The following is a 9,380-nucleotide window of genomic DNA, read 5'->3' on the forward strand; positions in this document are numbered from 1 at the left end:
AGCTAGCTTTTTAGAAAGAATAACGTTTTTTGTCACTTGGGGGTAGTGAAAATTCTTAAGTTGATGGGCATGGGGTCCCGTCAGGAAAATGCGGATTTACAACGCTAAGCCTATTTTCCTGACGATTCCCCCATTTTTACAACGTTAAGAAAGTTTTAATGGTCTTAAAGAATCTAACGAGACCACTTTCTCCGAATTAAAATGATATTCTCCTAGTAGATTAATATGTTCCCAACCTAGAGGCGACATATGGTGTAATAATTCTTCATTAAAACTACCAGACTGTTTTTGATATTCAACTGCTTTAGTTAGATGTAAGGTATTCCAAATACTAATAGCATTGATGATTATGTTTAAAGCACTGGCTCTTTGCAATTGATGTTGTATAGTCCGTTCCCTAAGCTCACCTTGTTTTCCGAAGAAAATAGCTCTTGCTAATCCGTTCATGGCTTCTCCTTTATTTAATCCCCTTTGTATTTTTCTTCTTAATGATTCATCCGATATATAATTCAAAATAAAAATTGTTTTTTCTATTCGACCCATCTCACGTAAGGCTATAGCCAAGCTGTTTTGTCTTGAATAAGATCCTAGTTTCCCCATAATAAGGGATGCTGAAACTGTTCCTTCTCTTATTGAGTGAGCTAATCGCAAAACATCCTCATAATTTTCTTTAATGACCTTTGTATTTATTTGTCCACGTAAAATGGCTTCTAATTTTGGATACTCACTTGCTTTATCTATTGTAAATAATTTTGAGTCTGCTAAATCTCTTATTCTTGGGGCAAATTTAAATCCTAATAAATGAGTCAGTCCGAATATTTGATCTGTGTAACCAGCTGTGTCTGTATAATGCTCTTCTATGTTTAAATCCGTTTCATGGTGCAACAAACCATCTAAAACATGAATCGCATCCCTTGAATTAGTATGAATAATCTTTGTGTAGTAAGAAGAGAATTGATCACTAGTAAAACGGTAGATGGTGGCTCCTTTTCCAGTTCCATAATGTGGGTTTGCATCTGCATGTAGTGATGAAACACCTAACTGCATTCTCATACCGTCTGATGAGGATGTTGTACCGTCTCCCCAATAGGAAGACAATTGTAATTTGTGATGAAAATTTACTAATACGGCTTGGGCTTTATTCATTGCATCTTCATACATGCGCCATTGAGATACATTGGCTAATTGCTTATATGTAAGTCCGGGTGTTGCTTCAGCCATCTTGCTTACACCTATATTCATTCCCATTCCTAAAAGGGCAGCCATAATAATAATCGTTTCTTCTTTATCCGGTTTTCGATTATTGGAAGCATGAGTAAATTGCTCATGAAATCCTGTTATATAAGCAATATCCATCAGTAAATCGGTTAATTTTATTCTTGGTAGCATCTGATAAAGGCTTGCACTAAATTTTTTTGCTTCTTCTGGTACATCTTTTTCTAAGCGTGCAAGTGACAGCTTTCCTTTATCAAGAGAAACTCCATCTAACTTGTTGGAATTGGCAGTTAACCACTTTAACCTTTCATTAAGGCTGCTGGTTCTCTCCGTTATATAATCTTCGGATGATAAACTAACTGATAATCTCGTATTCTCTTTCGTTTGATTCCATGTAAATTCGGAAAACAAATATTCCTCAAAATCTCTATATTGTCTGCTGCCAACAATGGAAACATCTCCTGCCCGAACATGCTCCCGAAGTTCTGTTAAAACAGCCATTTCATAGTAATGACGATTGATTGTTGTACCATCATTCTCGTATAAATGCTTTTTCCAACGTTTTGAAATAAAATCCACAGGTGAGTCATCAGGTACTTTTCGTTTTCCGGATTCGTTCATTCCTCGGATAATCTCTACAGCTTGTAAAAGTGGCTCATTTGCCTTTGTAGAATGAAATTCCAACACCCTTAATAGCGTTGGCGTATATTTTCTTAGTGAATAAAATTGTTTTTGCAGTAAGTCTAAATAATCATAGTCAGCAGGACGTGCAAGCTCCTGGGCTTCTTCGACCGAAGAGACAAAAGAATTCCATTCAATAACGGATTCTAAAACCTCAAAAACGTCTAATTTTTCCTGTTTTGCTTTGATCAAAGCTTGTCCGATGTTCGTAAAGTGTATAACTTTCTCATTCAGCTTTTTACCGTTCAGTTTCTGAATTTCCTCTTGAGCCTTACGACCTTTTGATAAGAGACTAAGTATTTGTCTGTCATGAATTTCAAAAGCTTTATCCGTCAAATCTTGATTAAGATGTAATAAATAGACGGTTAGTATTGAATATCGTTTATTTTCCTGAAAATCACGGAATGCATAAGGTTCATATCTTGAACCCAAGCGAGACAGCTGTAACAGGCGATTGCGGTGCAAATGATTAATTTGCACCGTTTCTAATTCCATTCCTCGTATGTATTCGAGTCGTTCTATTACTTTTAAAAAGGTTTCGGGTGAAGGATGTCCCGGTGGTTCTTTTAACCAACCCAATATCGTTTTATTGGATTCTGACGAATGCTGCAAGGTAATAATATCTTCAAGTTTTTCTTTTTGTTCATTTGTTAGGGATTGACTAACCGTGTTAAATAGCTTCTTTTCAGCCATTGCCCTTGCTTCCCACACTATTCTTTCAAGTGTAGTGATAGCAGGCAGTATGATTTTGTTTTTTCTTAGAAAATCTATGCATTCATGTAGTAGATGAATGGCATCACCATTTTCCAAAGCCAATTGATGTAGGTGCTTAAATGTCATTCTATATTCTTTCAGGCTTAATCACAGGGTTACTGCTCTAGTCCGTCAGATATATTACAATAAAAGGAAAATGGTTTAGCTTTGCTGCTTTTCTTAGTTATCTTGATGGTCTCTATGTTTGAAATTATACTATTAAAAAAACATGTAGATCAGAGGGAGAACCAGTGAAGAAAAATTGGAATGAAGAAGAGCTTTTAGCAAACTTTATGTTAATGCCAAATGAACTACATCTATCTATGGGGAATAAAACAGAAACGAACCGTTTGGGCTTTGCCGTGTTACTAAAGTATTTCCAACAGAAAGCTAGATTCCCTAGCCAAAAGCAAGACATCCCAAAAGTAGTGATCGAGTACATAGCGAAACAGCTTGATGTTTCGCATGATCAATTTGATGAATATAGTTGGGGTGGAAAAGAAAAGACTTATACCCGACATCGAAAAAATATAAGGGATTTTTTTGGATTTCAGGAGCTTACACGTACAGATAATGATCGTTTGGGACAATGGTTAGAAGAACAAGTTCAGTCTACACATGATACAGACTATTTAAAAAACCAAGCATACAGTCTCTTTCGTAAATGGAAAGTTGAACCTCCTTCTATTGGGAGCTTAAAGCGTATGATTGACTCTGCCATTGATACTTTTGAAAAGAGCTTATATAAAATGACATATCAGCAATTATCTGCTAAGACGTGCACTCGGTTAGATGCTTTACTTGAGTCCCATGCTGATGAGGATTCTGATGGAGAGGAAACCGACATTTTAACTTTTCGTCAACTATTATCTTCTCCTCGTAAACCAAGTGTAAATGCGATGGAGATGGAGGTTAAAAAACTGTTAGCTATACGACATCTCCAAATTCCTAATGGTTTGTTTCATCATATGACTCCAAAATTACTAAAGAAATATCGACTTCGTGCAGCTACTGAGACTGTAACGGAATTGTGAGCACATCCAGCACCCATTCGCTACACCTTACTTGCCATCTTATTTTGGCATCGTCATGCTGAAGTTATCGACTATTTAGCTGATCTGTTGGATGAAATCACTCTCAAGTTCGGAAATAAGGCCAAGAATACTACCCGTAAAGAAGCAGTAGAAGAGTTGGAAAGGGTTCAAGGGAAAAATAAACATATTATCAACTTATTAAAAGCGACGGTTAATCATCCAGATGGAATTATTCAAGATACTCTATATCCGATTGTAGGCGCTTCAACAATTCGGGATATTATTAAAGACATGACAAGAAATCACCGAGAATACAAAGAAAAAATCTATATAAAGATGCATTCTTCCTATCGGGGGCATTATCGGATTGCTTTCTGTAATATCTTAAAAAATCTTACGTTCAGATCTAATAATCAATCTCATCAACCTGTCATTGAAGCTCTTCAACTAATTCGAGAATATGGTGATAGTGGTCAACGTTTTTTTGCAGCTAATGACGAAATTTCTATTGAAGGAGTGATCCAGCCCAAATGGAAGGATATCATTATTGAGACGGATAGTAAGGGAATGGAGAGGGTTAACCGAATCAATTATGAGATTGCTGTTTTACAAACACTTCGAACGCGCCTCCGGTGTTTTACCGTTAATATCAATAACATGTGTTGTATTATCGATTTTACGAGTACTGATGTTAGAATTTACTTTATCAAAAGATAATGTAGAACTGCCCCACATTTCATTAAATTCAACCTCATATATACCAGCTAGTTCTGGCCAATTGATTTCTACAACATGTTGTTGGTTACCATCTAAAATTCCTTGTTCCATATTCGTTTCAGAACCATAGGTCCTAAAATTACTCTCAATCCTTACTTCTTTATTAAAACAAGTATAAAATGATTCCTACTTCAAATACTAAAAAAAAACTATTGAAGGATATGATTCAAATGACACTCCATCTAAATAAAAATAACTGCCCTAATTATGAAAAAATTAAATACATCCTCAACGAATCACCAGACTTAATGTGTAGAACACTTGAAGTTGGTGGAGATTGTCTCGAAGTTATTTTCATGAAAAATTTAATTAAACAAGAGTTTCTAAATGAGTATGTAATTAAATACATTCAACAACTTCCGATAGAATACATAACTTACTCTTATTTATTGAAAAACATACCAATGAACGAAGTAAAGAAAAACCTTAAGGAACAAGAGATTATCTCTTCCCTCTTAAATGGATTCGCTTATATTTACTTATCAGACGAAAGTAAAGCATTTATGGTAAATTGCGCCAACCCTATTGAAAGATCTATTGAGAAAGCAGAAACAGAATCATTGGTATACGGTCCTAAAATATCATTTACAGAATCATTATCTTCTAACATTAAAATTATAAGACAAAATCTAAATGATTCTAATTTGTGTACAGATGAATTAAAAATAGGAGAACGTGTTAAGAAGCAAGTAAGAATTATATATCTTAAAGATATAGCGGATGATGACACACTTAAAACACTTAAGGAGAAGTTTGAAAATATAAAAACTGATAATATAAGTGACAGTTCAGTATTGGCACAATGTCTTGAAGATAATCATTACTCATTTTTTCCACAGTTTATATTAACAGAGTTGCCCGATAGATTCCTCTACTCTATTTTAAACGGACGGATTGGTGTTCTTATAGATGAAAGTCCAATTGCTATTATTGGACCTGCTAATTTTTTTTCGTTTTTTGAATCAACAGAAGACATATATTTGAGATGGTCCTTAAGTACTTTTATAAGATTTATACGATTATTTGCTATGGCAGGGTCACTATTTCTTACAGCATTTTATGTTGCAACCATGACATTTCACTCTGAACTAATTCCATCTAAATTGTTACTTATAATTGGGCAATCACGTTCACAAGTTCCTTTTCCACCTTTGCTAGAAGCACTTTTACTCGAATTATTAATTGAATTACTTAGAGAGGCTGGGGCACGCCTTCCGTCAAAAGTAGGGCAAACAATGGGGATTGTTGGAGGTATTGTTATTGGCCAAGCAACTGTTGAGGCAGGTTTATCTAGCAACATTTTAATTATTATTGTGGCATTTAGTGCATTAGGGGCATTTACGGCTCCTATTTATGAAATGGGCACTGCTATAAGAATTGCTAGATTTCCTTTCATTATTCTAGCAGGTGTTTGGGGATTAAATGGGATTATTATCGGTGTCTGTGTAATGATGGTCCACTTGTTAAAATTGACATCATTAAACAAACCTTATCTTGCACCTCTATACCCTTTTAGGATTAAGGATATAAAATACTTCTTAATACGTCTACCCCACCATTTTTATATGAGACGTCCTGTTGTCAATCGCCCAAAAGATTCATTCCGCACAAGGTGGAGATTTAAAAAAACAGAAAAAGATTTAGATGAATTTTGAGGTGGATAATGAAATCAAATATTAGTTTTGTAAATGTCTATATGGCTTTCTTTATCATACACACTTCGCAAATTGGTATGGGCATACTTGGAGTCCCGAAAATTATTTATCTTGAATCTAAGAAAGATGCTTGGATCTCAGTTTTACTATCCGGTCTATTCATTAGTATTATCACTTGGATTATTATTAGCATACTTAAAAAACATGGAAACTGTAATCTTTATGAAATACACGAAAATTTATTTGGTCGCTTTATAGGAAGTATCATCAATACCTTAATTGTCATTTACTTTATTGCTGTACATTACTCTATCATCATCAGTTATGTTGAATTGTCCCTAACATGGGGATATGAAGGAGTTTATGAATGGGTAGGCACTTTAGCACTATTATTAATAACAATTTATGCAGTATCAGGTGGATTCAGAGTAGTTGCAGGGATATGCTTCTTATCCTTTTTAATGACTATATGGCTGCTATTTGTGATGTATCAACCACTTGATTCCATAAACTTAACTAGAATTTTACCCATCATGTCGACAACTCCGTCAGAAATGATGAAAGGAGTTTTTAAAAGCAGTTATACAATGTTGGGTTTTGAGACTTTATTTTTTATTTTTCCTTTTATAAAGGAGAAAAAAAAACTACTTCTATTCAGTCAATTAGCAATCTGGTTTACCACACTTCTTGTTTTAATTGCAACTGTTATTTCCATATTATTTTTTAGCCCTAAAGAATTAGAAAAACAGATCTGGCCTATTGTCAGTATGATAAGCGCTGTCCATTTTCCATTTATTGAGCGCTTTGAATCTATAGCAGTTTCATTATGGATATTAGTTATTTTTCCAAATTTATGTATAATCCTATTCATTTCTTCCAAAGGAGTTAAACAAATATTTCATTTAAAACTAAAACATGGAATATGGGTAATCTCAATAATCATTTTTATCACGAGTTTTTTTATCACAAAAAGAGTCGACAATAACCTTTTGATTGATAAAGTTGGTCAAGTAGGCTTTTACCTATGGTTTATCTATCCAATATTCTTATATTTCATTTCAATCATTAAATCTAAAATCTTTTCACGTTCAAAACGGAGTTGAAAAAATGAAAATACGGCTTATTCTACTACTTTGTTTCTTTCTCTGTACGGCATGTATGCCACCTGAAAAAATATTAGAAAGGCAAGGAATTTTAACTATTATTGGTTTTGACTTACTTGATGAGAATACATACAAAGGCACTATTAGCTTGTTACAATTCGACCGTAAAGAAGAAAAGACGAGTGTAACCCTTTCTGCCGTCGGAACTACAAGCAAACAAATAAGACAAAATTTAGAACAACAGACAAGCCACGACCTTACTTCTGGTCAATTAAGGACAATTTTATTTGATAAATATATGACAGAAATGATAGGGATTTCATCTTTTCTAGATACAATGCAACGAGATAGTAGCATCGGATCTTTAATTTTTTTGGCAATTACAAACAATGCTGAGAGTACAATTAATAATAAAAACTATGAAGAATACCCTGAAATGGGGTCATATATTTATCAATTATTAGATAAGCACGAAAAGAAGGAAATGTTAATAAACTCCAACTTGCATGATTTTATTTCCACACTATATGAAATTGGTATCGATCCTACCTTACCTATTCTATCGAATGAGAATGGTGTAGCACCCTATTTAGATGGGGTTGCATTATTTAGGGATGATAAAATGGTTGGTTCTATTTCCATGAAAAAAACCCTGTATATAAAATTATTCACCGATCATAATGCTTTTTTGGGGGATATAACTTTAAATATTCCTGCAGAGGTATTAGAAGAAAAGGGAATAAAACTAGTCGAAAAGCAAAAAGGAGATAAATTTAATATTACAATTCACCCAATAAAGTACCGCGGAAATGTTGAATTATCTCAGGAAGAGTCGGTTAATTTAAATGCATCTATTTTAGTTTCAACTATAGAATTACAGCCTTCTGTTACTCTTAAAAATAAGGAATCAATAAAAAAAATGGAGCTAATAATTGAAGAAGAACTAAACAAAGAATTCGGGGATATTCTTGAGAAGTTTAGAAAATTAAATACTGATCCAATTGGCATTGGAAGAAAAATAAAAAGTATAAGAAAATATTCCAATTTAAATGAAAAAGATTTGAGAGGAAAGTATTCCACATTAAATTTAAAACCAAATATTAAGGTAGAAATAAAACGAACTGGGGCAGTTGATTAGTTCACGAATTACTTGTGAAGAACCTCATTTACTTATGAAAAGCTCACCGAGGTTGATATTAAACTTATCTTCCAATAGTTCAATAATTGTATGTAAAACCATAATTAACTACAATCCTTATTCAACAATCTGGCCCTATTGCGGAACAAAAATAAAAGAGCTCTCTTCAGTCATACTGCGGCTGGTTAGTTTAATAAAATTAGCCCCATAAACGGACATTTATGGGGCTGGTCCTTATTGGAGCAAAACACACTCTATTTACCCTGATCTTTGGTACCAAAACTCATTCCCAAAATCAAAGTAACATTTTTAATAACAAACACCGTTTTTGGTGCTAATATATTCATATAAATAGTTTTTAGTAGGTGATTAATTATGATTTTTGGTTACGCGCGAGTGAGTACGGAGGAACAAAACCTAGATATGCAAGTTGATGCATTAACACAATTCGGGGTTGAGAAGATTTATAAAGAAAAATTAACTGGCACACGAAGAGATAGGCCTCAATTAGAAGACCTTTTAAAAGTTTTACGAAGTGGCGATAAAATTGTTGTATATAAACTTGACCGTATTTCACGTTCCACAAAACATTTGATAGAACTGAGCGAATTATTTAACGATATGGGTGTACATTTTGTATCAATTACTGACAGTATTGACACTTCAACCGCAATGGGAAAGTTTTTCTTTCGTACAATGGCAAGCATCGCTGAACTAGAAAGAGATATTATTAGTGAACGAACAAAGTCTGGTCTTCAAGCAGCAAGATCAAGAGGAAAGAAAGGTGGGAGACCTACTAAGAAAGAAGATAAAGTGGAAATGGCTGTTAAGATGTATAAGAGTAAAGACTATACAATTAAGCAAATTACAGTGGTAACTGGTATCAGTAAGACCACGCTGTATAGGTATTTAGACAAGGCGCTATAGGGTTGCCTCAGTAATTTAGTTATTAACGATTTGTAAAGATCTTATCGATTAAACCGTATTCTAAAGCTTTTTCTGCTGTCATGAAGTTGTCGCGGTC

General features: G+C 34.0%; 6 protein-coding genes and 2 pseudogenes. 5 read left to right on the top strand and 3 right to left on the bottom strand.

The genetic code is table 11. From position 1 onward, the window contains the following. Positions 1-144: 144 nt before the first annotated feature. Positions 145-2,754 (bottom strand): annotated as a pseudogene (locus PDQ33_RS27060) (Tn3 family transposase); the annotation flags it as partial. Between the two features lie 146 nt (positions 2,755-2,900). Here PDQ33_RS27060 and PDQ33_RS29245 point away from each other — a divergent pair. Further along, a pseudogene (locus PDQ33_RS29245) lies at positions 2,901-4,319 on the top strand (DUF4158 domain-containing protein); the annotation flags it as partial. Here the strand turns inward: PDQ33_RS29245 and PDQ33_RS27070 are convergent. Then, on the bottom strand, positions 4,290-4,511 hold the full coding sequence (locus PDQ33_RS27070) for a hypothetical protein (RefSeq protein WP_002081457.1): 222 nt from the start codon (positions 4,509-4,511) through the stop codon (positions 4,290-4,292). The pseudogene PDQ33_RS29245 and the gene PDQ33_RS27070 overlap by 30 nt on opposite strands. A 119-nt stretch (positions 4,512-4,630) precedes the next feature. Between PDQ33_RS27070 and PDQ33_RS27075 the strand changes: the two genes are divergently transcribed. From PDQ33_RS27075 to PDQ33_RS27090, 4 genes are all read left to right on the top strand, one after another. Further along, positions 4,631-6,115 (top strand): spore germination protein, encoded by a 1,485-nt coding sequence (locus PDQ33_RS27075; protein ID WP_270756942.1) that lies wholly within the window; start codon positions 4,631-4,633, stop codon positions 6,113-6,115. A gap of 8 nt (positions 6,116-6,123) precedes the next feature. Then, complete coding sequence (locus PDQ33_RS27080) at positions 6,124-7,218, top strand: GerAB/ArcD/ProY family transporter (protein ID WP_270756943.1); 1,095 nt, start codon at positions 6,124-6,126, stop codon at positions 7,216-7,218. Between the two features lie 4 nt (positions 7,219-7,222). Continuing rightward, positions 7,223-8,356 carry a Ger(x)C family spore germination protein gene (locus tag PDQ33_RS27085; RefSeq protein ID WP_270756944.1) on the top strand — a complete coding sequence of 378 codons (1,134 nt, stop codon included), beginning with the start codon at positions 7,223-7,225 and terminating at the stop codon, positions 8,354-8,356. A 375-nt stretch (positions 8,357-8,731) separates the two neighbouring features. Continuing rightward, positions 8,732-9,283: a recombinase family protein gene (locus PDQ33_RS27090; protein ID WP_270756945.1), complete on the top strand. Its 552-nt coding sequence runs from the start codon at positions 8,732-8,734 to the stop codon at positions 9,281-9,283. A gap of 22 nt (positions 9,284-9,305) precedes the next feature. On the opposite strand, the gene PDQ33_RS27095 is transcribed toward PDQ33_RS27090, so the two are convergent. Then, positions 9,306-9,380, bottom strand: a 75-nt coding sequence (locus PDQ33_RS27095; protein ID WP_170933200.1) for an ATP-dependent Clp protease proteolytic subunit, incomplete at its 5' end; no start/stop codon positions are given.

It is taken from the genome of Bacillus cereus group sp. Bc031 (assembly GCF_027716265.1).
In the GTDB taxonomy this organism is placed as follows: domain Bacteria; phylum Bacillota; class Bacilli; order Bacillales; family Bacillaceae_G; genus Bacillus_A; species Bacillus_A paranthracis.